Here is a 26,169-nt window from a genome sequence, read left to right on the forward strand (position 1 = left end):
CCGAGCCACATTCATTGGCGCTGACGCGCCACGACTCGCATGAGTTCAGGCGGTATCTGGATCGCACGATATACACGGTTGGTATCGAACCAGACCGACACAGGCGTCCCTCGCTCGAGAGCGCGACGAGAGAGGGTTTCGGTTCGAGTCCGAGAGTCGGCGTAAAGGCGGCCAAAGCGGTGGGGGAACACCCGTACCCATTCCGAACACGGAAGTTAAGCCCACCAGCGTATCGTGAAGTACTGGAGTGAGCGATCCTCTGGGAACCACGAGTCGCCGCCTGCCCACTCATACGGGAGCAATCTCCCACCCGAGCCCACGGACCGCACGTCCGTGGGCTATTTTCATACACAGAGCAACCGCACCCGACCGCCGTCTGCTGGGCCGCGACGAGCGCCGCCGTCAGTCGGCTTGACCGTTCGGTTCCGCGGCGACCCCGCCCGGCGGCGAGTACCGGTTCTCCGAACCGCGTACGGCCGATCGGCCGTCTCCTCGTCGGAAGTCATATCAGTACTGATAGAATCATCCGTAAGTTTATCAGTTCTGTCGGTGAAGCTAACGTATCATGGAGGGACCGAACGGCATGAACACCGCGACACGCCTGTTCTGCGGCGATCGCCCGTCGGTTCGCGACGGGATTACCTCGGACCGTGTCGTGTCCGTGTTGTTCGGAACGGACGTCGAGGCCTGGCGAAGCGGCTGGGATCGAACCCCGGCGGGGCCACCGAATCGTGAGGCGGTGGTGGACGCGAGCGACATCGCCCGGAGCGGGGCCGTCGCGTCGACACAGGTGGTGCCGAGCGGCGGACTCGCGCACACGGTGCTCGGCCGTACCGCTGACGGTGAGCGCGTTCTCGACGCCGTTGCGGACCATCTTGCGGGCGCTCCCCCGGGAACGGTCGACGTACTGATCGACGACCTCACGCCCGTCGCCGCTCGAGGTGGTGTCGATTCCGCGGCCGCGTTCGCGGACGGGCTGCTCGACCGGTTCGAGGGACGAACGGGTCAGATCGCGATGGGATGCTCCTTCGAGGGGTCCGCGGAGTTGCTGTCGCGCGTCGGCGGCCGCGTCGACACGGTCGTCGGTGCCGACGACGCGGTAGCGGCGGTCGAGCGGCTCTATCGGGACGATCCCACGACGTTCGGGTACGTTCGGCGCCACTGGGCCGAGGCCACACGGGGTATCGAGACGTGCGATCGCAACTATCCGCAGTCGAAGCAGGTCCACGCCGTGCTGCCGGCCCCGGAGACGACGCCGCGAACGCTGGGAGCGACGCTGTCGGGGTTGGTCGCGCTCGACGCGCTCGAAACCTGGGGCGACACCGTGGGGCCGACCCGATACGATCTCACCGCCTACCGACCCGAACGGACCTGGGCCGTCGGCGCCGCGCTCGCGGCCCGCGTCGCTGACGACTGACGTGACTCGTGGGGAACTCGATCCGTTACCCTTCCGTGTCGTCTCGACCGTCGGACTCAGCGAGGCGGTCGAGGTCGGCCTGTACCACGGTGCCGTCCGGCTCCAGCGTCACGCTCCCGAGGGGGGCCGTCTCGCCCGTGTCGTACCGAGCGGCGACGGCTTCCAGGGTCGAGCGTCGGTCGAGTCGTTCCCACACGGCCTCCGCGACGAGCGATTGGAACGTCTCCGGGTCGGTCCATCCGGCGTCGATGTCGGAGGGGACGCCGACGACGACGCGGAGTTCCGTCTCGGCGACGCGGATCCCGACGCCAAACGTGTCCGCACACATGAGCCGTCGTTCGCGTCGCGGAGTGAAATCACCGTCGGCGTCGCCCGCATCTCGGACGCCGGCCGGGTGAAGACCTCGTCGCCTCGGTGCGCTCTCGAAACCGGTAAGCCCCCGCCGCGCGAACGACCGCGACGCTCGATGACCTCGAAGCCAGCGGTGTCACCGAAGGCGGGGCTGGCGGCCGCGGTCGCCGCCGTGAGCGCGGGTGCCGTCCTCGTCCGCCTGAGCGAGGCGCCGAGCTCCGTCGCCGCGTTCTATCGGGTGCTGTTCACGACGCTGCCGCTGGCTTCGGTCGCGGCGTGGCGGTACCGCGGGGAGTTAGCTCGGATCCGGCCCCGAGACCTCACGTTCGCGGCGCTGTCCGGGGTCGCGCTCGCGGTCCACTTCGCGGCCTGGTTCGAGAGCCTCCGCTGGACGAGCGTCGCCGCGAGCGTGACGCTCGTCCAGGCGCAACCGGTGTTCGTCGCGCTCGGCGCGTGGCTGCTGTTGCGCGAACGCGTCACGCGTCGGATGGCCGGAGGCATCGCCGTCGCCGTCGGCGGGATGGCGGCCATGTCGGTCGGCGACTTCCTCGGCGGCGTGGCGGTCGGTCCCCGGCCGCTGTACGGGAACGCGCTGGCGCTTGCGGGCGCGGTCGCCGCCGCGGGCTACGTGTTGGCCGGGCGCTCGCTGCGCCAGCGCATCTCGCTGGTCCCGTACGTCACCGTCGTGTACGGCGTCTGCGCGGTCGTTCTGCTCGCGTTCGTCCTCGCGGCGGGACACTCGCTCACCGGATACCCGCCGCGGGAGTGGCTCCTGTTCGCCGGGCTCGCGGCGGGACCGGGACTGCTCGGTCACACCGTCCTCAACTGGGCGCTCGCGCATCTCGATTCGAGCGTCGTCTCCGTCTCGCTGCTTGGGGAACCGGTCGGCGCGACGCTGCTCGCCTTCGCGTTCCTCTCGGAGACGCCGACGCCGGCCACCGTCGCCGGCGGGTGCGTCGTCCTCGCGGGTATCTACGTCACCGCGACCGCGAACCGGGCGTAGCGTTTTCAGCGCCGATATTTTGGGGTAAACGTTGAAACCCTCCGAGAGATCGGATCAGGTATGGACCGGCGAACGGTCGTCGCGTTCGTGGGCGACAACCGGGTCGCCGGCGAGCGCGTGTCCCGGGCGGTCGACGCCGCTTGGAAGGGGCCGAACGGACCGGCGCTTCGAACGCTCTCTCCGATCGATATCGGCATCGGCGCGGAGGGGGGAGACGAGGCGCACCTGAACGCCGCGTGTGGCGTCGTCGTCACCGCTGCGGCGACGACCGAAGACGCCGTGACGGAGCGGCTCGCGGCGCTCCCGTCGAACGTACCGGTGATTGGGCTCGTCGAAGACCCCGCGACGCCGGCGATCCGAGGGCTACTGTCGGCCGGCGTGGACGACGTGGTCGACGTCGAAGCGACTGACCCCGCCGAGGTCGACGCTTCCGGCCCCCTCGCAGAGCGTCTCGCGAGTCGGGTGAACCCCGACCGCGTCCGACTGGGAGACGACGACGTCGCCCGTCTCTCGGAGGTGCTGCTCGACGCCGGAACGACGCTGATGAGCACTCGCACCGACGAGGTCGAGACGAAGATCGAGTGGACGATGGAGAACGTCGGCGAACACGCCGATCTCGACCGGATCGTCTGCTATCGAGAGGACGACGGCCGGTTCGTCCCCGCGTACGGCTGGTCTCCTCACGGCTTCGATCCGGCGCCGAGACCGTTCGAGGACTTTCCGGGGTCGGAGCGACTGTCGACGTTCGGCAACGTCGCGCGCGCCGCGGCCCCCGCCGCGGACTTCGACGGCGAGGCGGCCGAGACGGGGGTCGGGGGGCCGCCGGCGACCGTTCACGTCCCGCTCGTCGTCGACTGGGAACTGAGCGGAATCGTCGCGTTCGAGTCCGACGACTGCCGCGTCTGGACGGAGGACGAAATCGATCTGTACCGCACCCTCGGGGATCTGGTCGCACACACGATCGCGCGAAACGACCGCCGGGCAGCGCTCCGCCGACAGGCGGAACAGCTCGAACAGTTCAGCGCTGTCGTCTCACACGACCTCAGGAACCCGCTCAACGTGCTCTCGGGCTATCTGTCGCTCTCCGAGGACGAGCTTACGCCGTCGCGCTACGACGCCATGAGCGGCGCGGTCGACCGCATGGAGACGCTGATCGACGACCTCCTCATGCTCGCGCGACGCGGCGAGGCGATCGGCGAGACGGAGCCGGTTCCGATCGCGGCCGTCGCGGAGGAGGCGTGGCAGTCGGTACGTGCGCCGGACGCGGCACTCACGATCGCGGACGAGGTCGGCCACGTCGAGGCCGATCCGAGCCGGCTCCGCCAGGCGTTCGAGAACCTCTTCCGGAACGCGATCGACCACGGCGGTCGAGACGTCGCGGTAGAGGTCGGTCCGATCACCACGGACGACGGCGTCGGCGGAATGTACGTCGCGGACGACGGTCCCGGAATCCCGGTCGAAGTCGCCGACGCGGTCTTCGATTCTGGCGTCTCCTCGGCCGACAGCTCCGGGATCGGGCTGGCGATCGTCGACCGGATCGTCGAGGCGCACGAGTGGGAAATCGAGGCTCGAAACGACGACGGCGCCGTCTTCGAGCTCACCTTCGGGAGCGACGCGGCTCCCGTCGCGTCGACGTAGGAACCCGGACTCGCGGTCGCGGGCGCTACAGTCGGGTCAGTGCTCCGAGAACCGCCGGACCGTCCGCCGGTGTCGGTCGCGGAACATCCCCTCGAATCCCACTTTCGCCGCCGGGCCCGCGACGTCGCCGAGCGGTCCGAGCGGCAGTCGATACGCGACCGTGTCGACGAGCAGGGTCTCCTCGCCGTCGGCGTAGAACGCGTGCGTGTGTTCCCAGCGACGGAACGGTCCGTCTTCCATCTCGTCGACGAACCGGGCGGAGCGCTCGGGCGTCGTCTCTCCCTCGGGCTCCCGCTCGACGATCCGGGAGGTCCACCGCTGACGCGGACCGGCCCCGAACGGGCGGATCGACATGCGTATCGTCGATCCGGCGAGGAGGACCTCGGGGCCGGGCGAGCCGTCCGGCCCCTCGACGCCGCCGATGCGGAGGCGCATCCAGTCCGGAGTGAGTTCTCGCAGTCCGTCGACCGTGGAGTGGAACTCCCACACGTCTTCGATCGGGGCCGGTACCCGGGTCGTCCGCCTGTACGTCGGCATACGTCCGGTAGGGCGCGGGCGGACAAAAAGCCGTCCTCGGCGGCGGTTTGAGACCGAAACCCGCATGCCTGCGCGCACCGTGGCTGGAGACGATGGAACGCGGGGCGATCGACGTCGGCGACCTGGCTGGACCGTTCGACTTACAGGCGACCCTCGAGAGCGGCCAGAGCTACCTCTGGAACCGCGCGGACGGCGACACGTACGACGAACTCCACGCTCACGGCGGCGACGCGTGGTACGAGACCGTCGTCGATCCAATCCCTGAGGTGACCGAGGAGCGGGTCGCGGTTCGGGTCCGACAGGAGGGCGGCGTCCACGACGGCACGCTCCGCTGGGAGGCGTCGACTGACGCCGAACCGCTGTTGACCCACCTCCTCCGGCTCGACGACGACCTCGATGAAATCCTCGACGCCACCCCGGACCTCCCTCTCTTGGAGCGCGCGTACGACGCCTACGAGGGGATGCGGCTGACCCGCGACCCGGCCTTCCCCTGCCTGATCTCCTTCATCTGCTCGGCGCAGATGCGGGTCGCTCGCATCCACGGGATGCAGCGGCGACTCCGGGAGACGTACGGCGACGCGGTCGCGCTCGGCGACGGGGCGTACCGCGCTTTCCCCACGCCCGAGCGGTTGGCCGCGCGCACGGAGGACGAACTTCGCGACCTCTCCTTGGGCTACCGCGCCCCCTACGTCCGGCGGACCGCGGAGATGGTCGCGAGCGGTGAGGCCCATCCGCGAGAGGCGGCCGACCTCCCCTACGAGGAGGCCCGCGAGTCGCTCAAGCGATTCGTCGGCGTCGGGGACAAGGTCGCGGACTGCGTGCTGCTGTTCTCGCTCGGTTTCCTCGAGGCGGTCCCGCTGGACACCTGGATCCACACCACCATCGAGGAGTATTACCCCGACTGCGACCGCGGGAGTTACGCGGCGACCTCCCGCGCGATCCGCGAGCGGTTCGGCGGCGAGTACGCCGGCTACGCTCAGACGTACGTGTTCTACTACCTCCGCGCCGGCGGCGCGTGACCGGCGCGATCGTCGGGGACCGACCGGACCGGCCTCCGCGACCCGGCCGCGGCCGAAGTTTGATACTCGCTCGCGTGGTACTCTCGCCCGTGATGGACTGTCGAGTCGTCGTCGAGGCCGCGGTCCCGGTGTACGACGTGGAGACCGCCGACGAGGCGGTCCGGATCGCCATCTCGAAGACCGGAGAGATGCTCAATCCGGACCTCAACTACGTCGAGATAGACACCGGAACGCGGACGTCGCCGAGCGGCGAGGAGCTCGACCCGGCGTTCGTCGCGGCCGACGAGGCGCTCGTCGCCCTGGAGCTTCAGATGGACGTGTTCAACGTCGACCGCGACGAACACGCCAGCCGCGTCGCGCGCAAGGAGATCGGCAAGCGCCTCCGGAACATCCCGCTCACGGTGCTGTCGGTCACCGAGATAGATCCCGAGGAGAGCGACCGGGCCGAGGAATCCGCGACCGCGGACGGACGGTCTGTGACGGGCGACGACGCCGACCGCGACGACGAGCTCCCGTCTCGCGACGGCGAAGAACGCGACGGCGTGGAACGCGATGACGTAGAACGGGGCGACGTAGAACGGGGCGACGTGGAACGCGACGACGGATAGTCGAACGCGGTCGCTGCGCTACGCGCGGATCGGGTCGGTCGACGAGGAGCAGTACGCAGTAGACGTCTCAGTCGGCCGTCGGGGCCAGCGGCTCCGATTCGGACGACTCCATCGGCTCGGTGATTCCCTCGGTCAGCTTGAAAACGGCCGCTTTGTGGTCGGTCTTCGATTTGTGAATCGATGTCGGTTTGACGCCCAGTTCCTCGTAGGCCTCGAGGTCGACATCGTCGTCCCAGAACTCGCACTGTTTTCGTACCTCCGCGAGGAGACCGTGAAGATGGATGAGCTCCTGCTTCTTCATGAGTACCAATCCTTTGCTACCGGAGGTTTATATTACTATCTTGAGTAACGTTACCACACTGTTCACGTATTCCGTGAGTAGCGGGGCGATAACGCGGTTTCTCGATAGATCGATCGGGATCGTTTTCGAACGTTCCGACGACGCGGGATCGACGATCGCGGCCGACAGACGCTCAAAAACGGCCGACGGACTCCAAGACGCCCGACGGACGCTCAAAAACGGCCGACGGACGCACTAGGAGATCGCCGGACTCGATCCGACGAGATCGGCGGACCGGTTCACTGAAACTGCCTGACGGCTTCGAGGTCGCGCTCCGTCCGCATGAACTCGGTCAAGCGTCGGGTCGCGTGACACGCCGAACAGCTGAAGTTAGACCGAAGGTCCTGAAGGTCGGCGGGATTGTCCTGCCAGTTCTTGCCGCACTCCGGACAGACGAGTCTGACGAACGCGTCAACCATGTCACCCCGTACAGCGGGCCGCGTTAAAAACGTGTGTGGCGGCCGGGGTAGGGAGTCGATTCCGCGCGCCACATCGGTCGTGTGCCGGATCAGGCGTTCACGGTGCCGCTCGCGTCGAGCAGTTCCTTGTACCGGTTCCGGATGGTGACTTCCGAGATGTCGGCCACGTCGGAGACCTGGCTCTGCGTCACCTTCTCGTTGGTGAGCAGCGCGGCGGCGTAGACGGCAGCGGCGGCGAGTCCGACCGGCGACTTGCCGCTCGTAATCCCCGCGCTCGCTGCGTCGTCGAGCAGTTCGCGGGCGCGCCGCTCGGTCTCGTCCGAGAGGTCGAGCCGCGAGACGAACCGGGGAACGTAGCTCGTCGGGTCCGCGGGCTGGACGCGCAGGCCCAGTTCGCGGACGACGTAGCGGTACGTCCGCGTGAGTTCCATCTTCTCCACCCGCGAGACCGCCGTGAACTCGTCGAGGCTTCGGGGGTTACCCACCTGCCGGGCGGCGGCGTACAGCGACGCGGTCGCGACCCCCTCGATGGAGCGACCGGGCAGGAGGTTCTCGCCCAGCGCGCGGCGGTAGATGACGCTGGCGGTCTCGCGGACGTTGTCCGGGAGCCCGAGCGCCGACGCCATCCGGTCGATTTCGCCGAGCGCCTGCTTCAGGTTGCGCTCCTTGGAGTCGCGGGTGCGGAACCGCTCGTTCCAGGTGCGGAGCCGCTGCATCTTCTCGCGCTGGCGGCTGGACAGCGACTTGCCGTAGGCGTCTTTATCCTGCCAGCCGATGTTCGTCGAGAGCCCCTTGTCGTGCATCATGTTCGTCGTCGGGGCCCCGACCCGGGACTTGCTGTCCCGCTCGCCGGCGTTGAACGCGCGCCACTCCGGCCCGCGGTCGACCGAGTCCGCCTCGACGACGAGCCCGCAGTCGCTACAGACCGTCTCGCCGTGTTCCGTGTCGGTCGCGAGCTGGCCGCCGCACTCGGGGCAGGTCGTGGTCCGCTCGCTCTCGCCCGTCGTCTCCTCGACGGTCGTCGACTCCTCGCCCGTCCGGTCCGGCTCGGTTCGCGTGCGCTCTCCGCTCGCGGACGCGTCGCTGGGATCCGCTAGCCGCTCTCGTTCCGTCCCGCCGTCGCTGTAGGTGTCTGTTTCTGTCATGGATCTGCTCCGACGATCCCTCGACGAAAATACAGCGAGGTCCGCGAATCGCCAGTCTGTTAACGTGTAGTTAGTCGCGAGAGTATATAAATATATCGTGTACTGATTGACAGAAAACAGACGAGAGCCGCCCGAAAACGGGTTTAGACGGATGAAAAGGCCCGTTCGGTGGACCCTCGTGGATCCTCGGAGATCGGAAGCGATCGGAGACGGCAGGCGTACCGTCGTATATATTTCTTCCTCTCGGCTCGTTCCGATACGGCGACGGCGGCTCGCCGTCGGCGGCCGATCACCGATCCGCGACGACCCCTTCTCCGGTCACGACCGCCGCCCGGTCACCGACGCCGACACGGAGCCGATCGATTCGACGGTCGCGCGCACCTCGTCGCCGGGTTCGATCGGCGCCGCGCCCGGGGTCCCGGTGCTGAACAGGTCGCCGGGACGCAGCGTCGCTACCTCGGAGTGGAACGAGACGATCTCGGCGGGCGGAAACAGCATGTTCCGCACCTCGTTTTCGGCCGCGACCTCGCCGTTGACCGTCGTCGTCACCGTCGCGTTCGAGAGGTCGACCGATCCGTCGGGGATCGCGATCGCCGGCCCGACGACGAGGAACGTGTCGTAGCTCTTCGCGCGCGTGAGGAACCTTGGATTCCGTCGGAGCACGTCCTCGGCGGTCATATCAATGACCGGCAGGTAGCCGGCGACGACGTCGCTCACGGTCTCGGTCGCGACGGAGCGGCACTCGTGACCCAGCAGGACCCCCAACTCCGCCTCCGCGGTGACGCGCTCGCTCTGCTCGCTCGGCGGGAGACGTATCGGGCCGCCCGGCCCCGTGAGCGCCGTCGACGGCTTGGTGAAACTCGCCGGCTCGTCCGGCCGCTCCTCGTCGAGGTCGCCGGCGTGGTCGGCGTAGTTGAGACCGATCCCCCACAGCTTCCCGAACCGCTCCAGCGGCGGCCCGAACGTCAGGTTCTCGGTCGGAACGCGCTCGGCGGGCGCGTCGTCGACGCTCGGGAGGTCGCCCGCGGCCGCCAGCGGGAGGGCGTCGCGGACGGTTCCCGCCCTCGGCTCCGCCGCCGCCAGCGGCACGTACCCCTCGTCGTCACCGAGCAGCGGTCGGCCGGTCGCGGAGCGTGCGAGGTACTTCACGCGACGAGTCCCCCGTTCACGATCGGGTCACTCCTCGCGGTCGGTCCAGAAGTCGAACGAGCGTCCGGGCGCGAACACGTCGAGCCCGACCGCCCGCTCGTCGCCGGTATTCTCGACGCGGTGCGGCTCGTTCGGCTCCAGGTAGACGGAGTCGTTCGGGCCGAGCGTCACCGATTCGTCGTCGGTGACGACGGTCAGTTCGCCGTCGAGACAGAGACACACCTGCTCGTTCTCGTGGTCGTGGAGCGGCGAGGAGTGATCCGGCGGCTTCTCGAACCACTCGAACGAGAAGCGGTCGCTGCCCGCCATCGACACCCGTCGCCAGCCCGCCTCCGGCTCGTACGTCTCGGCCTCGTCGAACGGGACCGACTTCATAGGTTCGCGCCCGTGGCGCCGCCGTCGATCGGCAGGGCGGTGCCGTTGATGAACCCAGACTTCGGGGACGAGAGGAACGCGACGGTGTTCCCGAGCTCCATCGGGTCACCGATGCGTTCGAGGGGATTGCCGGCCCACTCGTCGAGCCCCTCTTCGTAGGAGTCGTACTCGCCTCGGTCGACGGCGTCGTTCACGAGATCGCGGATGCGAGACGTCTCGTGTGGCCCGGGTAACACGGCGTTGGCTCGGATCTCGGGCGCGAACTCCTTCGAGAGCGTCTTCTCGAGTCCGATCACGCCCATCCGGACGGCGTTGGACAACACGAGGCTGTCGAGCGCCTCCTTCACGCTCCGAGAGGTGATGTTCACGATGGTGCCGCCGTCGCCCTCGCGGAGGTGCGGCTCGGCCTCGCGCGCGAGTCGGACGACGCTCATCACGAGCAGTTCGTACGCCTCCTCCCAGTCCTCGTCGTCCGTCTCTAAGAACGCTCCCGAGGGCGGGCCGCCCGCGCTCGTGACGAGGTGGTCGAGCCCGCCGAACTCGTCGACGGTCGTCTCGACGAGCGTCTCGACGTCGTCCGGGTCCGTCAGGTCGCCGGACTGGGAGACGACCTCGCCGGTCGCGACCGATTCGATCTCCGATCTGGCGTCCGCCAGCCGCTCCTCGTCGCGGCCGTTGATCACGACGTCGACGCCCTCGCGGCCGAGCGCCTTCGCCGACGCCTTGCCGAGTCCGCTCGACGACGCCGTGACGAGCGCCGCGTTTCCCGCTATCTCGAGGTCCATGTGATAGCTGTGCGCGGTTACCGTGGAAAGCGTTTCCCCGGAGGCAATCCGGCCGCCTTCAGACCCCCTCCGCGGAGGGTTCGGCCGCGGCCGCGACTCACCGACTCCGACTCACCGACTCCGACTCACCGGAAACGCGACGCGGTCCGGATTCTCGTTGAACCGCTCCAGAATCCGTTCGTACAGCCGATTTTTCACGCGCTGCCCGCGTCGCGGGTGCGTGAGGTACCGGACGCGGAGTTCGACCCACGACTCCTCCTGTCGGACGTTGACGCTCGGGCCGTCGTTGACCTCCAGTTCGACGGGCGTCTCCGCGAGCGCCTCGCGGTAGGCGGCGATGCCGTCGGCCATCTCCCGGCCGACCAGGTCCGTCGCCTCCTCGATCATCAGCGAGCGCGCGAACTCCAGGTCCGTCTCGTAGGCGACCTGGACCGCGACCTCGTTCCAGACGTACGGCGACCCGCCCCCGCCGAAGTTGACGACGTTCGACGAGAGGACGACGCTGTTCGGGACGGTGACGACCCGTCCCGAGGGCTGGTTCGTCGTCACCAGTTCGCCGTTGATCTCCCACAGCGTCGTCACGAGGAAGTCGACCCCGATCACGTCGCCCTTCGCGTCGTCGATCCGGACCCGGTCGCCGACGCCGAACGGCTGCTTGACCGCGATGTACACCCACGCGATCAGCGACAGCAACGGCTGCTGGAGCGCGAAGGTGATCGCGAACCCGATGACGCCGAGCGAGAAGAGGAGCCCGAGCCAGTTCTCCGTCGCCACCGCGGGCGTCGCCACCGTCCCGACGACCCCGAACGCCAGCCGGAGCAGGTTCCGGACGTTGTGCGCCCGGCGCTTGTTGGCCGACCGCGTCAGCACCCGGACGGCGAGCAGGTAGCTCCCGTAGACCACTCCCGCCACGGCGACGACGAGCAGCGACCGGCCGACGACGGTCGGCGCGGGGTACCCGCCGATCGGCGGCCAGTTCGCGAGCGCGTCGGTCGTCCCGGCGACGGTGCCGGCGGCCCCCGCCAGCAGCCCGACCGCGAGCGACGCGAGTCCGAGTGGACGTCTCACGCTCGCCGCTCGCGGCCGCCCGGCAAAACGGTTGTGGCGTCCCGGGGAGTCGGGTCGCGCTTCGCCGCGACGCGGTGGTTCTCCCGAGGGCCGCTCCCCTCGTCGACCGTCATCGATCGCCGGCCGCGACGCGCGCGAGCGCCCCGGCGAGCACCTCGGTCGCGGCGGCGCAGTCGCCCCAGTCGGTCCACTCGAGCGGGTTGTGCGAGACCCCGTCGCGCGAGAGGGCGAAAAGCAGCGACGCGTCCGTGACGCGCGCGACCCGCATCGCGTCGTGTGCGGCACCCGAGTGGAGGTCGATCGCCTCGCGTCCGGCCGCCTCGGCGGCCTCGTGGGCGGCCTCGCGCAGGCGGTCGCTCATCGGCGTCGGCGCGACGTCGAACGGGCGCTCGAACTCGGTCTCGACCCTCCGGTCGCGCGCCAGCCGCGCCAGCGAGTCGCGCGCGGCGTCGACGATCGTCTCCATCGACTCGGCCTCGACGTCGCGAACGTCCACGCCGGCCTCGACGCGCCCGGGCACGACGTTCGTCGCGTTCGGTGCGACCGACAGCGAGCCGACGGTGCCGACCGCGGAGGGCGACGACGACGCGACGACCTCGTTCGCGGCGGCCTCGACGTCCAGCACGAACTCGCTCGCGGCCGCGAGCGCGTCGGTGCGCTCGTCCATCGGGGTCGCGCCCGCGTGGTTCGCCTCGCCCTCTATCGTCGCCTCGCAGTGGGTGATCCCGGTGATCGTCGTCACGACGCCGGCCGCCGCGCCCGTCGACTCCAGCGTCGTGTCCTGTTCGACGTGGAGCTCGTAGAACGCCGCCCAGGACTCGGGGCCGATCGTCGCCGCCTCGCCGTCCGCGTCGGTCGGCGTGGCGGCGTCGACCGCGCTCCCCCCGCGGTAGCCGATCCGGTCGAGCGCGTCGCCTAGCGTCTCCCCGTCGGCGTTCGACAGCGCGAGCGCGTCGTCGAGCGCCAACTCGCCGGTCGCGACCGTCGAACCGAGCAGTCCGTTCCCGAAGGTGCCGCCCTCCTCCTCGGTGAAGCTGACGACCCCGACCGGGCGGTCCGGCTCGAATCCGTCGTCGCGCATCGCGCGGACCGCCTCCAGCGCGGCGTACACCCCGAGCGGCCCGTCGAAGATGCCCCCTTCGGGGACGCTGTCGAGGTGGCTCCCCGAGACGACCGGCGCCGCGTCCGGATCGGCGCTCTCGGGGGTCCACGTCCCGAGGACGTTTCCGACGGCGTCGACGGTGACGTCGAGGCCGGCGTCCCGGAAGCGCTCGACCAGTCGATCTCTGGCCCGCCGGTTCGCCTCGGTCCCCGTCCGGTTCGTTCGCGCGTGCGCCTTCGGATCGTCCGTCTCGACCCGCCCGAACGCCGCGTTCGCCTCGATGTCCGCACGGAGTCGCTCCGCGTCGACCGAGAGGTCCATACCGAGACCGGGCGCCGCGGGATCAAAACGGTTCGGTCTCCGGTAGTCGCGCCGGGAGATCGGCCGCGCACGAGCGTCCGGCCGCGGGCGGTCCCCGGTCGGCGGCCGGTTCGCGGGCGTCTCGCCTCGCTCACTCCGCGCGCCGCGCGAACCAATAGCCGGCCGATCCCAGCCCGAGACCGGCCGCGAACCCCCGTCTCGCTGCCGCCTCGTCGACGGAGCGGTCGATCGCGACCCCGAGCGCCGTCCACGCCAGCGCGACGACCAGGCTCCGGCCCGGACCGGCGCGGAACCGCCGACAGCCCGCGACCGCTCGCGCGTGACGATACAGGTAGCCGGCCGCGAACCCGGCCGCGAGCGAGCCGACCCGCACCTCGCCGTCGACGGTCCGCGACAGCGCGAGGAGGGCGCCGCCGAGACACTCGACCCCGGCGCCGACCGCGCGCACCGCGTTGACCATGCGATGCGTTCGCACTAGTCGCGGATATCGGTTTCGTCAGGGGTCGTCGGGGGTCGTCGAAGGTCGTCGGGGTCGATCCCAAAAACACTTGACTGCGGCCGTTGTGGTGTCAGGCGGTATGTCCCCGTTGCTCCTCCAAGGCGCGGCCGCCGGCATCGCTCTCCTGATCGGGCTCGTCTTCTTGGTCGTCCACCTCGCGATGATCGCGTGGACGTACTCGGACGCGGAGTCGCGCAGCGATCACCCGCCGATCCTCTGGGCGCTTATCGTGTTCTTCGCGCCGGTCCTCGGGATCCTCCTGTACTTCGTCATCGGGCGGAACTCCTACTGAACCGGACGACGCCGGTCGCCCGCGGGCGACCGACCGCGCCGGCGCCGCGGGCTCACACGCCCTTGAGTACGCTCGTCGCCCCGACGCTCTCGGCGACGACCCACGCGACGAACAGCCCGTAGGCGACGAGCAGCGCGTACGACTCGCGTTTCTCGAGCGCGAGGCTCGTCCGGAGCGTCACGAAGAGGAGCACGGTCGCGACGGTCAAGACGCCGAGCATCGGCACCGCCGTCGAGAAGTTGACGTCGACCTCGCCGACGATCAGCACGCCGAGCGGGATCGCCACGAGCAGGTCGAAGGTGTTCGACCCGAGGACGTTCCCGAGGCTCGTCGCGCCGCGGTTCTCGCGCGCGGTCCGGACGCTCACCAGCGTGTCCGGGAGGCTCGTCGCGGCCGCGACGATCGTGACGCCGGCGAGGAACTCGGGGACCCCGAACGTGGCGCCGAGCGACTCGACCGACGCCACGAGTCGCTCGACCGTGACGACGATGACCGCGAGCCCGGCGAGCAGCTTCGCCCACTCCCGCCCGACGTCGACCCCGTCGCGAACGCGATCCATCTCGGCGTCGTCGACGTCCTGGTACTGAATGAAGAGGTAGAGCGCGTACAGCGCGAGCGGGATGACCGCGAGCGAGCGCGGTATCGTCCCGACGATCGGGTCCGACGAGACGGGGAAGTAGATGGCCGCGAGCGCGAACGTCACGACCAGCACCGAGACGGCGATCATGTAGAACTGCGCCTCCTTGTACACGATCGTCCGGTTGGCCTCCAGTTCGCCCTCGCCGCCGATCCCGGCCGCTGCCGGGATCACGAGGATGTTGAAGATGGCCGAGCCGACGAGCGCGCCCACGCCCATGTCGAAGACGCCGGTGAGGGCGGTGACGATCACGCTCACGAGCTCCGGGAAGCTCGATCCGACCGCGACGACGATGGACCCCTGGACCACCGCCGGAAGCCCGTAGTAGCCGGAGAGGGTCTCGGCGGCCTCCTCTAACCACCCGCTACCGAGCCAGATGAAACCGGTCGCCGCGACGATCGTCACCACGTGGACGATCGGCGCGTCGGGGAGGACTCCCGTCACGGTTCACCGCACGTGCTTGCCCGCCAGCTCCCACAGTTGCTCCGCGATCGCGTCGTCGAGCGCGTCGCGGGTGACTCGCCACTCCCAGTTGCCAGCCAGCGTGCCCGGCTCGTTGAACCGCGCCTCGCCGCCGAGCCCGAGGAGGTCCTGGAGCGTCGTCACCGCCAGGATCGCGTCCGAGGCCCAGACCTCGTCGATGATCGCCCACTCCGGCGGATCGTCGGGCTCCGCGCCGACGTTGTACCGGAAGCAGTCGCGCTGTTCGGCCGGCAGGTCCTCGAAGTAGCCGACCCACGTGTCCGTGTCGTGCGTCGAGGTGTAGCCGACGACGCCCTCGCCGTAGTGCATCGGCTGGTACTCGTTCCCCGCCGCGCACCAGTCGGCGTACTGCGGGACGCGCATGCCGGGGAAGCCGAACTCGGCCATCAGTTCGTCCATCGCCGGCTCCTCGAAGCCGAGGTCCTCGGCGATGAAGGGGGCCTCGCCCAGCTCGCGTTCGACCGCCTCGAACAGGTCGCGCCCCGGCCCCTCGCGCCACTCGCCGTCCGCGGGGTCGTCGCTGTCGGCGGGGATCGCCCAGTACTTCACGAACCCGAGGAAGTGGTCGAGCCGCGCCACGTCCGCGAGCTCGAACAGGCGGCGGAACCGGTCGAGCCACCAGTCGTACCCGGTCTCGGCGAGCCGCTCCCAGTCGTACAGCGGGTTCCCCCAGCGCTGGCCGGTGTCGCCCGCGTTCGGTGGGACGCCCGCGACCGCGGTCGGGCGATTCCCGTCGTCGAGCCGGAACGCCTCCGGGCTCGCCCACACGTCCGCGGAGTCGAGCGCGACGTAAATGGGCACGTCGCCGACGATCGACACCCCCTCATCGGCCGCGACCGCGCGCAGGTCGCGCCACTGGCGGTCGAACGTCCACTGGACGAACTCGCGGAAGCGGACCTCCCTCGCGTGTTCCTCGCGAGCGTCGGCCAGCGCGTCGGGGTCTCGCGTCCGCAGCGCCTCCGGCCAGTCGGTCCAGACGTCCTCCGGCCGCGCGTCGGAGAGCGCCCGGAACAGCGCGTAGTCGGCCAGCCACGGCTCGCGCTCGCGGAACGCGTCCAGGGCCGCGCGGTCGTCCTCGCTCGCTCGCTCCTCGAACCGCTCGAACGCGGTCCGCAACAGCGGGAGCTTGTACTCGCGGACCGCGTCGTAGTCGACCCGGTCGGTCGGGAAATCGGGCACCGGCTCGAGGTCGGCCGCGTCGAGCCAGCCGTCGTCGACGAGGCCGTCGGGGTCGACGAAGAGCGGGTTGCCGGCGAACGCCGACGGCGACTGGTACGGCGACTCCCCGGCGGCGGAGATCGTCGGTCCGATCGGGCAGATCTGCCAGTGGTCGACGCCGGCGTCACCGAGGAACGAGAGGAACTCGCGCGCGCCCTCGCCGAGGTCGCCGATCCCGTACGCCCCCGGCAGCGAGGTGACGTGACAGAAGACGCCGTCGGAGCGGTCGAATCGCATACGCCCCCCTGCGATCCCCACCGACTCAAGCGTTACGTCCGGGCGGATCGCGGCCGAGTGCGACTCCCGGGACGAACGACCGGGGCGAGACGGCCCCTTACTCCCCGGCCACCGGCACCACCGCCACCTCGTCGACGCGGATCCGCTCGGTCCCCTCGGCGTCCTCGACGAGGCACGCCTCGCCCGTGACCAGGTCGCGCTCGCCGTGGTCGACCTCGACCGCGACGCTCGCGTCGTCGGGCGCGAAGTTGAGGACGACCACGAGGTCCTCCTCGCCGTCGCTCCGACGGAACGCGACCACGTCGTCCGGGTGAACGTCGCCGCTGGCGACGACGGGCCGCTCCGAGAGGTCGCCGCTGGCGACGTGGTAGTCAACGCGCGAGAGGTCGCCCGCGGGGCCGAGCGCCGGGTGGTCGCGGCGCGTTTCGAACAGGCGCTCGTAGCGGTCGCGGATGTCTTCGCGCGCGTGGTCCCACGCGATCGCGTCCCGACGGCCCCGCTGGCCGATCTCCTGGCCGGCGTACACCATCGGGACGCCCGGTAACGTCATGATCGCCGCGCCCGCGGCGGCCGCGGCGGCGTCGCCGCACTCGACGCGGTAGCGGGTCTCGTCGTGGTTCTCGATGTACTGGAGGAACTCCGCGTGGTCCGGGAACCCGATCTCGGCGCGCTGGTCGACCGCGTCGAGGACGGTGCTGGCGGGCTCCGCGCCCCGCCCCACCTGCCGGAGCTGGAAGTACAGCGTCGCGTCGAAGTGGACGTCGAACATCCCCTCGTGGAACCCGGGGATGTACGGGATCGTCTCGTCCATCAGAAGGAACTCCGAATCGATGTCCTTCACGCGGTCGCGAAGCTCGCGCCAGAACGAGTCGGGCACGGCCCACGCCATGTCGCAGCGGAACCCGTCGACCAGCGGCGCCCACTCGTCGATCACGTCGAGCAGGAACCGCCGGACCTCGAGGTTGGCGTGGTTCAGGTTCGCGATCAGCTCCCAGTCGAAGTAGGTGCCCGGCTCGCCCGACGCCTGCCACTCGTAGCGGTCGCGGTACGGGGAGTCGGGGTTCTGATACGCGTCTTGGAACCACTCGTGGTCGCGCGCGGTGTGGTTGGCGACGAAGTCGAATAACACTCGGATCCCGTTGTCGTGCGCCGTCTCGACGAGCGCCTCGAACTCCTCGCGATCGCCGAGGTCGTCCGCGGTGTCGAAGAAGTCGACGATGTTGTAGCCGTGCGGCTTCCCGTCGTGGCCGAGGACCGGCGTGAGCCACAGCGTGTCGACGCCGAGGTCCGCAATCCGCGGGATCCGCTCCGCGATCGCGTCGAACGCGTGTCCCTCCTCGGCGTCCGCGAAGGTGCGGACGAACACCTCGTACACGGAGGCCTCGTTCGTCCACGCCGGGGGCTCGTTGAGCCGCACCGTCTCGAATTCCGGGGTGTCCGGGGTCAACACGGCCTCGCCGCCGCCGGCCTCGTCGACGGCCGACGGGCCGTCGTCGACCCGCACCACCGCGGCCGCGTCCGCGACGCTGACCCGCGGGTCCTCGCCCGGATCGCGCGCGACCGCGACGGCGTGAACCCGGAGTCGGTCCGGAACCGCGTCGAGCGACACCCGGAGTTCGCGGCCGTCCTCGCTCGCGCGGAGCGCGTCGCGGGGGTTCGTGCGTCCCGCCGCGACGGCGGCCTCGATGTCGCGGTCGTCGACGACGAACCGCACGGCCAGCTCGCCGGCCTCGAGCGTCGAGTCGGGGTTCGGCGTCGGCACCGCGGTGAACACCGCTTCGCCGGCACGCCCTGCGTCCGAATCGTCGGGGCCCTCGCCCGCCGGCGCCGCGTCGCCGTCGGACGCGACGCTCGCGTCCACCCGCACTCGCGGGCGACCGACGCCCTCGTGCTGCTCGCGGGCGGCGTAGTCGATCGGCTCGTCGTCGACGTCGCGGTCGCGGATCGCCGTGCCGCTCCCGCCGGCGACGTCGACGCCCGCGTAGCTCGCGGCGAACGCCCGAACCGTGAGCAGGTGATCGCCGTCCGGAGCGTCCAGCCCGAGCAGGTAGCGTCCGGGTACGTCGGGCGTGAACTCGGTCACGGGCCCGTCTCCGACGGTCGACTCGCTGCCGGGCGGCGCGTCCGCGACGCGCCACGCGTACGCGGCGTCCGGGTCCGGGTCTCTCGGTGCCAGCTCCGTCGTCTCACCGGTCGCGAGGAAACGCGGGGGTCCGGGATGGTGCATGTGACGGTCATCAACGCCCGGGGTCTTCGGTGTTGCTCTTGGTTCGGCCGCGTCCGGCCCGATATCGCCCCCATCTACCCCCGCTCTCGCGCCGCGATCGGTTCCTAGCCGCGGTCGTCAAGGCTTTTACTCCGGCAGTCGCAGAGCGGGTATGCGACTGCGCACCGCCCTTACCGAACACGAACGTCGGCGCGGGGAGCGGTACCCGGCGGAACACTCGATGACCGCCGGCGCGTTCACCGGCGACGACGGACGGCTGGTCCACGTCGGGCCGGACGGGACCGTCCACGACTGTTCGTACTCCCTCTCGGGAGTCGGCGGCGCCGACCGGCTCCGGATGGGGATCACCGCCGGGCGCGGCGTCCGCTGGTTCGACGACCTCGAGACGACCCGCCAGCACTACGACGGCGACACGCCGCTCGTCGAGACCGAGTACGACGCCGGCCGCTACACCATCCACCAGTTCGACCTCGTCGTGAGCGACACGCACCTCACCCACGTCGAGCTCCGCGGTTCGCCGCCGGCCGACGCCGAACTCGTCGCCGCCTACGCGTTCTCGCCCGACATGGTCGAGGGGCGCGTCGGCAACATGGTCCACGAGGCTGCCGGTCCCGCCGACGGCGGCGTCGTCGAGGTGTACCACCGCACGGAACACGACTTCCTCACCGCCTCGACGGGGCTCTCGAACGCCCACGGACAGCGGCTGCGGACGATTCCGGAACTGCTCGGCGAGGCCGACGACGGCTTCCCGCACCGCGGCGAGATCGACCGCCGCGAGGACTCGCGGCTCACCCCGGACGTCGTCGTCCGCGCGCCCTTCGAGCGCGAGGGACGGACCGAGCGCGTCACCCTCGCCGGCCGGGCCGTCGTCGACCGCGGCGGCGCCCGCGACACCGGCGACGACGCGAAGGACGCGCTCACGGACGGCATCGACCGCCAGCGCCGCATCGAGACGGTCTCGAACATCGCCACCGCCTACCCGGACGCCGACGAGCTCCGCGAGGCCGCCGACGGTCGCGGACCCGACGTTCCCGAAGACGCTCCCCGGCGGTCGGTGATCGCGAGCGACCTCCGCGCGCTCGACCTGCTCACGGCCGAGTCCGGCGCGCGGATCGCCGCCCCGGAGTTCGACCCCTTCTACTCCACTTCCGGCGGCTACGGCTACACCTGGTTCCGCGACGAGGCGTCGGTGTCGACCGCGCTGCTCGACGCGAGCGAGGAACTCGGCCTCGACGCCGACGAGGAGCTGCTCGCGACCGCGAGCTTCTTCTGTCGCACCCAAGACGCCGACGGCTCGTGGCCCCACCGCGTGTGGGCCGACTCCGGCAAGGTCGCGCCCGGCTGGGCGAACGCCCGGATCGAGGGCGCGAACGGCACGCCGGGCCCGAACGATCAGCTCGACCAGCCCGCGACGGTCGTCGCCTTCCTCGCGACCCTCCGCCGCGAGGCGGACCTCCCGACCGAGTGGCGCGACCGGATCGACGAGACGATCGCCGACGGCGTCGACTTCCTCTCGGAGACGACCGAGGACGACGGGCTTCCCCGCCGCTGTCAGAACTGCTGGGAGAACGCGCTCGGGCGGTTCACCCACACCGGCGCCGAGTACCTCCGGGCGTTCGCCGCCGTGGCGCGCGCGCCGGTCGACGAGGACCTGCGGGCCGAGGCGGCAGACGCCGCGGAGGCCGCCCTCTCCGGCCTCGACGCCCGTTGGAACCCCGAGACGGAACGGTTCCTCCAGCGCGCCAGCGAGGGGAGCCGGGACGCCCGCGCCGACGCCAGCACCTTCGCGCTCGCCACCGCCGCGGCCGAGTACGCCGCGCTCCTCGACGACGAGACCGCGACCGGCGGCAGCGACTCCGCCGCGACCGACGGCTCCGGCGACTCCGCCGCCATCGACGGTGCGGGCGCCGGATCGATCGAGTCCGTCGCCGCGAGCGAGTTCGACCGCTTCCTCGACCGCGTCAACACCCACGTCCGGCAGTCCATCGACGCGCTTCGGCGCGAGACGTCCGCCGTGGAGGGGCTCGTCAGGTTCGCCGGCGACGACTGGCGCACGGCCGAGCAGGGCGCCGCGAAGGTGTGGTCGATCGCGACGCTGTGGGGCGCGACCGCGGCGGCGACGCTCGCGGGCGTCGTCGAGGAGCGCGGCGGCGCGTCGGGGCCGCTGTTCGCCGACGCCCGCGAGCTGTACGCGCTCTGCGAGCCCGACGGTCCGTTCACCAACGAGGCCGGACTGTTCGCGGAGCAGGCGTTCGACGACGGGGACCTCGACAGCGCGACCCCCATCGCGTGGTCGCACGCGCTCCGGATCGACGCCACGGTGACGCTCGCGAGCCACGGGGAGCTCCCGGTCCCGCACGACCGCGAGACCGGGCCCGAGGCGGCGCCCCACTGGACGACCGGTCGGAAGTTCGGCGTCGGAACCCCCGCCGACTACGAGGCCGACGAGCCGGTCCCGGTGTGGTTCACGCTCACCGAGGGGGCGCTCACCGAGGCGCGGTTCCCGCGGATCGACGTGATGAACGTCCGGACGTTCGACTTCCTCGTCGCGGACCCCGACTCCGAGTACGCGGTCCGCACGTTCGACGAGACGGACCACGTCACGGCGACGGAGACGGTCGAGCGCACGACGGAGCCGGCGGCCGACGACGCGCTCGCGTACGTCCAGACGATCCGCGAGACCGGCGACGGCCACGGGCACGGCTGGACGCTCACGGTCGAGTACGCGGTCGACACCGACGGGACCGCGATCCTCGCGGACGTCCGGTTCGAGGGGCGCCGCGAGTACGACGTGTACGCGCTCGTCGACGCGACGGTCGCCAACGTCGGCACCGACGACCGCGCCGAGCGCGTCGCCGGCGACGACGGGGCGCACCTGCTCGCGCGGAAGGACGACCCCGACCGCGACGCGGGCAAGCTCGTCGACGACGACGGCGAGCCGTTCGACGTCGCGCTCGCGCTGGCGAGCGGCGACGGGTTCGACTGGGCGAGCGCGCTCGCGGCCGGCGGCGAGGCGGCCGACGCGCTGTTCGGCGACGGCGACCCCGGCGAGGAATCGACCGCGGCGGTCGGCAACGTCGTCCTCGCCGGGCTCGTCGGCAGCGGCGAGGCGATCGCGGACACGGTCGCGCTCGGGTTCGCGGAGGAGTCGGACACCGCGGCCGCGCTCGGCGAGGCCGAGGGGGCGCTCGCGCGCGGTTTCGACGACGCCGCGGACGCGTACGCCGAGACGTGGCGCGCGTGGCTCGCTGACCGCGACCTCCCCGACTCGGTCGCGGGCGACCCGGAGCTCGCGGCGCAGTACCGGTTCGCGCTGATGACGTTGGCGGCCGTCGAGGACAAGACCCACGACGGCGCGGGGATCGCGAGCCCCTCGGTCCCGTGGGGCGAGACCGAGTACGCCGCGGAGGACCGCGGCTACGGCTACAACTTCGTGTGGTCGCGGGACCTCTATCAGGTGTTCACGGCGCTGATCGAGATCGACGAACTCGACCGCGGCGCCGACGCCTTGGCGTACCTGTACAACACTCAGCAGGACGACGACGGGTTCCTCCCACAGAACACCTACATCGACGGCCGGACCCGCTGGGGCGGCGAGCAGATGGACAACATCGCGTTCCCCTCGGTGATGGCCTGGCAGCTGTACGAACGCGGTCTGACGCTCGGCGAGGCGGAGTACAGTTACGAACAGGTCAGCCGCTCGCTCGATTACATCGCCGCCAACGGCCCCGAGACGGCACAGGAGCGCTGGGAGGAGGAGGCCGGCTACTCGCCGTCGAGCATCGCGGCCGAAATCGCCGGACTCGTCTCCGGCGCCGCGCTCGCGCTCGCGGAGGCCGACCGGCGTGAGGCGTCCGGGAGCGAGGCCGCCGAATCGCCCGACTCGCTCCGCGCCGACGCGCTCGCGTGGCTGGCGCTCGCGGACGACTGGGCGGCGCGCGTCGAGGAGTGGTGCGCGACCGCGACCGGGACCGACCGCCATCAGGAGACCCCGTACTACCTCCGGATCACGGCCGACGGCGATCCCGAGGCGGGGCGTCCGCGCACCATCGCCAACGACGGGCCGACCTACGACGAGCGGGAGATCGTCGACGGCGGCTTCCTCGAACTGGTCCGTCTGGGGATCAAGCCCGCCGACGACCCGATCGTCCGCAACTCCGTCTCCGTCGTCGACGACTCGATCCGGGTGGACACGCCGCACGGCGCCGCCTGGTATCGGTACGTCGGCGACGCGTACGGCGAGATCGCGGTCGGTGACCCCGGCGCGCCGTGGGCCGGCACCGGCGACGGCCGCGGGCGTCTCTGGCCGATCTTCACCGGGGAGCGCGGCGAGTACGAACTGCGCGCCCGCGCCGACGGTCCCGACGCGTTCGGCGGCACCGACGACGAGGCGCTCGAACCCGAGGCGCTCCTGGAGACGATGGCCGGCTTCGCCAACTCCGGGCGCATGCTCCCCGAGCAGGTGTGGGACCGCGAACACCCGACGAAGTACGGCTGGGAGTTCGGGGAGGGTACCGGGGGGGCGACCCCGCTCGCGTGGTCGATGGCCGGGTTCATTCGGCTGGCCCACGGCGTCGACGCGGGCGAGCCGATCGAGACCCCGACCGCGGTCCGCGACCGGTACGTCGAGCGCGACCGCCTGGAGGGTCCCGACCTGACCGCCACCGCCGATTTCGTCGAAGACGCGGTCGTCGTCGCGGGCGAGACGGACGCCGAGCTCGTGGCGGTCCACACCAGGGAAACGTCGCGCATCGCGACGCCCGACGGCGACGGCGCGTTCGAGGTCGACCTCGACGCCGCGACCGACGTGAGCACCGTCGTGGTCGCGGCCGCGACCGACGACGAGTTCGAGGCCGCCGGCACCGAAGTCGAGCGGTTGCGGCTGTAGCTCGCGCGGTTCGGTTTTCCGGCTCGATTCAGCCGAGCGCGACCACGTCGACGGCGCGAGCGTCGCCGTCGACCTCGATTTCGACCGTCGAGCCGACGCCCTCGCGGACGCGCTCGCGCCACGACTCGACGGCTTCCGCGTGTCGCTCCCGGCGGGCTTCGAGGTCGGCGTCGGGGTATTCGGTCGCGGTGTCGTCGGGCTCGGGATACGGCGGCACGTCCTCGACCAGGTCCCGCGGGTCGACGTGAAGCGGCGCCGGAACGTCGGATTCACCCGTGTTCTCGGCGTCACCGTCGCCGTCCGTGTCGACCGCGTGGAGCCGAGCGCGCATCCGCCCCGAGAAGGGCGGCGTCGCGCGGAGGACGACATCCCGGTCGCTCCGGAGCGTGGCTTCGAGGGCGTTCGCCACGTCCTCGCGGTGGACCGCGATCGAGCGGATCCGGTCCGGCCCGGGGTCGCTACCGCCCGCCTCCTCAGTCATCGTTCGCCGTCCACTGAGCGTCGGAGAGGGTTCGCTGGACCGCCTCCTCGCCCACGGCACCCGCGAGGTGTTCGAAGCCGGCGCGGACGCCGCGGTCGCTCGCGTTCGCGACGAGACGGGAGACGATGAACTCCGGCGTGGACTTCCCGACGGTCTCGAACCGCGGCTGGTAGTCGACCCGGAGGTCCAGGTCGTTCGTCAGCCCCTCCGCGAAGATGCCGTCGATGCGGGCGGCGTCGGGCAGCGGGCTCAGGTCGTCCGCGAGGTGGGTGACGTACACGCCGAGCGCGCCGCGGTCGACCGTCAGCGTCACCAGGCCGTTCAGCAGGTCGGCGGCGCGCCCCGGCTCCGTGATCGCCTCGAACTCGTCGACGAGCATGAGCGTGCGGCCGTCCGCGACCAGCGGCGGGACGACCGACTTCAGCGTCGACTCCAGCACGCCGGCGTTGAACGAGGCGTGCCGGCGGTGGAAGACGACCCGGTCGAAGGCGCCGACCTCGGCCGCGTCGGCGGGCACGGGCAGCCCCATCGACGCGAGCAGCGAGACCGCACAGAGGGTCTCTAAGAGCGTCGTCTTCCCGCCGGAGTTCGCCCCGGTGAGGACGCTCACGCGGTCGCCCGTCGGCGGGGCGTCCGCGCTCGCGACGCCCGACGCGTCCGCGAGCGAGTGGGAGCCGACCCCGTACGACACCGGCTGGACGTCGCCGGCGAGGAAGGGATTTCGCGCCCCGCGCACGGCGATGCCGTCGTCGACGAGCATCGGCCGGACGTGGCCGTTCTCTGCCGCGAACCGCCCGAGCGACAGCAGGAACGCGGCGTCCGACACCGCCGCCGCGGCGCGGGCGACGGTGGTGTCGCCGCCCTCTTCCGTCTCCTCGGCGTCGTCGCTCCCGGTTCCCTCGGCGTCGTCGGTCTCCGCCTCGCTCGCGTCGGCCGTCGCGGACTCGTCGCCCAGTCGCTCGCGGATGTCGGCCGCCACGGCGGCCTCGCGCTCGTCGACCGCGGCCTCCAGTTCGACGACGAGTTCCCGGAGGGTTCCGGAGACGAAGTCGGCCGCGTCGAGCGCCTCGTCGGGCGCCGCGGCCCGCACCGTCGCCGGCTCGACCCCCGTCTCGCGCGCGACGTGGTCGATCGTCGCCGCCTCCAGCGCCTCGAAGTCGCGGAGGCTCCCGTCGCGCACCGACTCGAGCACGTCGAACGCGGAGTCCGCGAGGTCGCGCGCGGCCGACAGCCGCTCGCGCAGGCGGTCCAGCTCCGCGTCGGCGCCCGACGCGATCTCGATGTCGTCGCCGTCGAGGTCGCCGGCGGGGTCGATCGAGCCCCGAACGTCCGCGAGCGCGTCGGCCGCGTCGCGCAGTCGGTCGCCGTCGAGCGCGCCGACCGCTGCGAAGGGACCGTCAGTCAGCCCCGCCTCGCGGAGCGCGACGGCGGTCTCGACCGCGGCCAGGTCGGAGCCGTCGGCCTCGTCGTACGCGGCGAACGCGTCCTCGACGGCCTCGCGGTCAGCCTCGTCGAGGCCGGTCCACGCGTCGCGGGCGGCGACGACCCGCCCTAACCGCGACTCGACGGCGTCGCGGTCGAGCAGCGGGGTCAACACGCGGATCCGGTCCGCCGCGTGCGCGGTCAGCGCGGCGTCGGCCGCGAGCCCGAGGAGGTCGTCGTACACCGAGCGCGCGTCGCCCGTCGCGAGAACCTCCATCCCGGCCTCCCCGTTCGCCCGGCGGAGGATGCGCGTCGCGCGACCGCGGTGGAGCCCGGCGTCGACGAGCGCGCGGACGTCGGCCGACTCGATCGCCTCGATCGCCCGCTCGGTCCCGAGCGCCGCAGTGAGCCGCTCGCTCGTCTTGGGGCCGATCCCCCAGTAGTCCTCCAGTCGCATACCCCGTGGTGTCGCCCCGGCGTCTTGGCGTTTTCGTCGGGCGCACCGTCG

Annotated in this window: 23 protein-coding genes and 1 rRNA gene; 8 read left to right on the forward strand and 16 right to left on the reverse strand. The window is 71.0% G+C overall.

What is annotated here, in order from left to right:
• Positions 1–163 precede the first annotated feature (163 nt).
• A 5S ribosomal RNA gene (rrf, locus tag EXE45_RS00005) occupies positions 164–285 on the forward strand.
• A 280-nt stretch (positions 286–565) separates the two neighbouring features.
• Entirely contained in the window at positions 566–1,417 is an 852-nt protein-coding gene (locus tag EXE45_RS00010) for a hypothetical protein (protein WP_241989404.1), read from the forward strand.
• A gap of 25 nt (positions 1,418–1,442) precedes the next feature.
• Here the strand turns inward: EXE45_RS00010 and EXE45_RS00015 are convergent, their stop codons facing one another.
• Positions 1,443–1,745, reverse strand: coding sequence for a hypothetical protein (locus EXE45_RS00015; RefSeq protein ID WP_092923185.1), 303 nt, complete (start codon positions 1,743–1,745; stop codon positions 1,443–1,445).
• A 138-nt stretch (positions 1,746–1,883) separates the two neighbouring features.
• Here EXE45_RS00015 and EXE45_RS00020 point away from each other — a divergent pair, with 138 nt between their 5' ends.
• Together EXE45_RS00020 and EXE45_RS00025 are read left to right on the forward strand one after the other, a co-directional pair.
• Positions 1,884–2,771 (forward strand): DMT family transporter, encoded by an 888-nt coding sequence (locus EXE45_RS00020; protein ID WP_137693189.1) that lies wholly within the window; start codon positions 1,884–1,886, stop codon positions 2,769–2,771.
• A 60-nt stretch (positions 2,772–2,831) separates the two neighbouring features.
• Positions 2,832–4,409 (forward strand): HAMP domain-containing sensor histidine kinase, encoded by a 1,578-nt coding sequence (locus EXE45_RS00025; protein WP_137693190.1) that lies wholly within the window; start codon positions 2,832–2,834, stop codon positions 4,407–4,409.
• A 36-nt stretch (positions 4,410–4,445) separates the two neighbouring features.
• Here the strand turns inward: EXE45_RS00025 and EXE45_RS00030 are convergent, their stop codons facing one another.
• Positions 4,446–4,946, reverse strand: coding sequence for an SRPBCC family protein (locus tag EXE45_RS00030; RefSeq protein ID WP_092923176.1), 501 nt, complete (start codon positions 4,944–4,946; stop codon positions 4,446–4,448).
• Positions 4,947–5,038: 92 nt separating this feature from the next.
• On the opposite strand from EXE45_RS00030, the gene EXE45_RS00035 reads away from it, so the two are divergent.
• Together EXE45_RS00035 and EXE45_RS00040 are read left to right on the forward strand one after the other, a co-directional pair.
• Positions 5,039–5,965, forward strand: a complete 927-nt coding sequence (locus EXE45_RS00035; protein WP_137693191.1) for a DNA-3-methyladenine glycosylase — start codon at positions 5,039–5,041, stop codon at positions 5,963–5,965.
• A 92-nt stretch (positions 5,966–6,057) separates the two neighbouring features.
• Complete coding sequence (locus EXE45_RS00040) at positions 6,058–6,573, forward strand: DUF555 domain-containing protein (RefSeq protein ID WP_092923171.1); 516 nt, start codon at positions 6,058–6,060, stop codon at positions 6,571–6,573.
• 67 nt (positions 6,574–6,640) lie between these two features.
• Here the strand turns inward: EXE45_RS00040 and EXE45_RS00045 are convergent, their stop codons facing one another.
• The 9 genes from EXE45_RS00045 to EXE45_RS00085 form a co-directional block, all read right to left on the reverse strand.
• Positions 6,641–6,874 carry a UPF0058 family protein gene (locus EXE45_RS00045; protein WP_004598519.1) on the reverse strand — a complete coding sequence of 78 codons (234 nt, stop codon included), beginning with the start codon at positions 6,872–6,874 and terminating at the stop codon, positions 6,641–6,643.
• 278 nt (positions 6,875–7,152) lie between these two features.
• Positions 7,153–7,332, reverse strand: coding sequence for a hypothetical protein (locus EXE45_RS00050; RefSeq protein WP_092923168.1), 180 nt, complete (start codon positions 7,330–7,332; stop codon positions 7,153–7,155).
• A gap of 89 nt (positions 7,333–7,421) precedes the next feature.
• The gene (locus EXE45_RS00055) at positions 7,422–8,477 is read right to left on the reverse strand and encodes a transcription initiation factor IIB family protein (protein ID WP_137693192.1); all 1,056 of its coding nucleotides are present in this window, start codon (positions 8,475–8,477) and stop codon (positions 7,422–7,424) included.
• Positions 8,478–8,795: 318 nt separating this feature from the next.
• The gene (locus tag EXE45_RS00060; protein WP_137693193.1) at positions 8,796–9,626 is read right to left on the reverse strand and encodes a fumarylacetoacetate hydrolase family protein; all 831 of its coding nucleotides are present in this window, start codon (positions 9,624–9,626) and stop codon (positions 8,796–8,798) included.
• Positions 9,627–9,653: 27 nt separating this feature from the next.
• Positions 9,654–10,001 carry a cupin domain-containing protein gene (locus EXE45_RS00065; protein WP_092923160.1) on the reverse strand — a complete coding sequence of 116 codons (348 nt, stop codon included), beginning with the start codon at positions 9,999–10,001 and terminating at the stop codon, positions 9,654–9,656.
• The gene (locus EXE45_RS00070; protein WP_092923157.1) at positions 9,998–10,786 is read right to left on the reverse strand and encodes an SDR family oxidoreductase; all 789 of its coding nucleotides are present in this window, start codon (positions 10,784–10,786) and stop codon (positions 9,998–10,000) included. Before EXE45_RS00070 ends, EXE45_RS00065 begins: the two co-directional genes overlap by 4 nt.
• A 111-nt stretch (positions 10,787–10,897) precedes the next feature.
• Positions 10,898–11,854 (reverse strand): mechanosensitive ion channel family protein, encoded by a 957-nt coding sequence (locus tag EXE45_RS00075; RefSeq protein ID WP_092923154.1) that lies wholly within the window; start codon positions 11,852–11,854, stop codon positions 10,898–10,900.
• Positions 11,855–11,963: 109 nt separating this feature from the next.
• Positions 11,964–13,277, reverse strand: coding sequence for a Zn-dependent hydrolase (locus tag EXE45_RS00080; RefSeq protein WP_137693194.1), 1,314 nt, complete (start codon positions 13,275–13,277; stop codon positions 11,964–11,966).
• 130 nt (positions 13,278–13,407) lie between these two features.
• Positions 13,408–13,737, reverse strand: a complete 330-nt coding sequence (locus EXE45_RS00085; protein ID WP_092923148.1) for a hypothetical protein — start codon at positions 13,735–13,737, stop codon at positions 13,408–13,410.
• Positions 13,738–13,855: 118 nt separating this feature from the next.
• Between EXE45_RS00085 and EXE45_RS00090 the strand changes: the two genes are divergently transcribed.
• Positions 13,856–14,068 carry a PLDc N-terminal domain-containing protein gene (locus EXE45_RS00090; protein ID WP_092923145.1) on the forward strand — a complete coding sequence of 71 codons (213 nt, stop codon included), beginning with the start codon at positions 13,856–13,858 and terminating at the stop codon, positions 14,066–14,068.
• A gap of 52 nt (positions 14,069–14,120) precedes the next feature.
• On the opposite strand, the gene EXE45_RS00095 is transcribed toward EXE45_RS00090, so the two are convergent.
• The 3 genes from EXE45_RS00095 to malA all read right to left on the reverse strand — a co-directional run bounded on the left by EXE45_RS00095 (position 14,121) and on the right by malA (position 18,870).
• Positions 14,121–15,149 (reverse strand): sodium:calcium antiporter, encoded by a 1,029-nt coding sequence (locus EXE45_RS00095; RefSeq protein ID WP_092923142.1) that lies wholly within the window; start codon positions 15,147–15,149, stop codon positions 14,121–14,123.
• A gap of 3 nt (positions 15,150–15,152) precedes the next feature.
• Positions 15,153–16,643 carry a 4-alpha-glucanotransferase gene (gene malQ, locus EXE45_RS00100; RefSeq protein WP_137693195.1) on the reverse strand — a complete coding sequence of 497 codons (1,491 nt, stop codon included), beginning with the start codon at positions 16,641–16,643 and terminating at the stop codon, positions 15,153–15,155.
• A gap of 97 nt (positions 16,644–16,740) precedes the next feature.
• A complete protein-coding gene (malA, locus tag EXE45_RS00105) occupies positions 16,741–18,870 on the reverse strand; it encodes an alpha-amylase MalA (protein WP_137693196.1) in 2,130 nt (709 codons plus the stop codon).
• A gap of 151 nt (positions 18,871–19,021) precedes the next feature.
• On the opposite strand from malA, the gene EXE45_RS00110 reads away from it, so the two are divergent.
• On the forward strand, positions 19,022–23,758 hold the full coding sequence (locus EXE45_RS00110) for a glycoside hydrolase family 15 protein (protein WP_199233577.1): 4,737 nt from the start codon (positions 19,022–19,024) through the stop codon (positions 23,756–23,758).
• Between the two features lie 28 nt (positions 23,759–23,786).
• Here EXE45_RS00110 and EXE45_RS00115 read toward each other — a convergent pair whose 3' ends face one another.
• Together EXE45_RS00115 and EXE45_RS00120 are read right to left on the reverse strand one after the other, a co-directional pair.
• Positions 23,787–24,239 carry a hypothetical protein gene (locus EXE45_RS00115; RefSeq protein ID WP_092923133.1) on the reverse strand — a complete coding sequence of 151 codons (453 nt, stop codon included), beginning with the start codon at positions 24,237–24,239 and terminating at the stop codon, positions 23,787–23,789.
• Positions 24,232–26,118 (reverse strand): DNA mismatch repair protein, encoded by a 1,887-nt coding sequence (locus EXE45_RS00120; protein WP_137693197.1) that lies wholly within the window; start codon positions 26,116–26,118, stop codon positions 24,232–24,234. The genes EXE45_RS00115 and EXE45_RS00120 overlap by 8 nt, the downstream gene beginning before the upstream one ends.
• Positions 26,119–26,169 lie beyond the last annotated feature (51 nt).

It is taken from the genome of Halorubrum sp. SP9 (assembly GCF_005435015.1).
In the GTDB taxonomy this organism is placed as follows: Archaea; Halobacteriota; Halobacteria; order Halobacteriales; family Haloferacaceae; genus Halorubrum; species Halorubrum sodomense.